Origin of the sequence: Halorhodospira abdelmalekii, assembly GCF_016583625.1 — a bacterium.
GTDB classification, from domain to species: Bacteria; Pseudomonadota; Gammaproteobacteria; order Nitrococcales; family Halorhodospiraceae; genus Halorhodospira; species Halorhodospira abdelmalekii.
The window spans coordinates 1-1,204 of sequence record NZ_NRRN01000127.1; the positions used below are offsets into that span (position 1 = coordinate 1).

The 1,204-nt window shown below is 60.6% G+C and carries 1 protein-coding gene; it reads right to left on the reverse strand.

Going from position 1 to position 1,204, the window contains the following annotated elements:
• Window positions 1-21: 21 nt before the first annotated feature.
• A complete protein-coding gene (locus tag CKO15_RS13755) occupies window positions 22-978 on the reverse strand; it encodes a type I restriction enzyme subunit R domain-containing protein (RefSeq protein WP_338036078.1) in 957 nt (318 codons plus the stop codon).
• Between the last annotated feature and the right edge of the window lie 226 nt (window positions 979-1,204).

Sequence of the window (1,204 nt, forward strand, 5' to 3'; positions counted from 1 at the left end):
TGCCTGCAGAGGCACCCCAGCTTAGTGGAATGGCCCCACCACTTCCCGTGGAACGGGCCCACCACATCCGGTGGAATGGCCACCCCTCATCACGTGGAACAGGCCACCCACTTGACTGGAATCCCCAAGCTCGACGTTGTTCTCGGCCGCGCCACCGTCTTCGAGGTCCAACTCATCGGAGCTGTAGACGGCGATAGCCTGCTGCACATCGCCGAAGAGCTGCTTGAAATCGACGATGTGGCCGTACTCTTTGTCGTCGCCGTCGAGGCGGTTGGTACGGCAGATGGCCTGAAAGAGGTTGTGGTCGCGCAGCTCGTTGTCGAGGTAGATGTAGCTGCACGAGGGGGCATCGAAACCAGTCAGCAGCTTGCTCACCACGATCAGCAGCTTGGTGTTGGCCGGCTCCTCGATGAAACGGCGCTTCATCTCGGCCTCGTACTGGGCGGTGCTCTGGCCACCCTTCAGAACGTACTCGGTGTAGGTATCGAACTTGTAACGCTCGTCGCTGTCGGCCGGTTCGCGGGAGATGGCGTTGTGGTTGGGCTCAAACGAGGTGATGATGCCGCAGTGCCGACCGAATGGTGTGTTCTGGAACAGCCGGAAGTAGTGGCAGGCGTCGTAGATGGAGGCCGCTACGAGGATGGCGGTACCACGGTCATTGTTCAGGCGCGGCTTGAGGCTGAAGTCTTCGATGATGTCGGCGACGATGCGCTGCTTGCGCTCGGCGGCACTCATCAGCTCTTCCAGCGTCGCCCAGCGCTGACGCAGCGCCGCCTTCTGGTAGTTGTTGAGGTTTCTGGTCTTCCGCTCGAACCAGTTGTCGATCGCCTGCTGCGAGGTCAGGCGCTGAGGCACATCGCGGGCCTCGTACTTGAGATCCAGCACCACGCCATCGGAGACCGCCTCGGGGAACTTATGAACTACTCCCGCCAAGCTTACGCTATGGCGTGAGTTTCGCGCTTCGACGGGAGTGCCGATTCATCCAGAGGATGACCCGGTCTGACCTCCCTCCACGCCTCGGCCGGTTCCCGACCGGATAACAAACTTTTTACTTTCGATACCCTAATCACCTGCCTGAGCACCGCCGGGTAGCAGGGAACCATCGCTGGTTCCCCGCCCCCTCAGAACCGTGCGTGCGAGTTTCCCCGCACACGGCTCAAGCAGGCTGCAAGGCATCCATTTGTCTCCTGTCTTTGGCATGTAT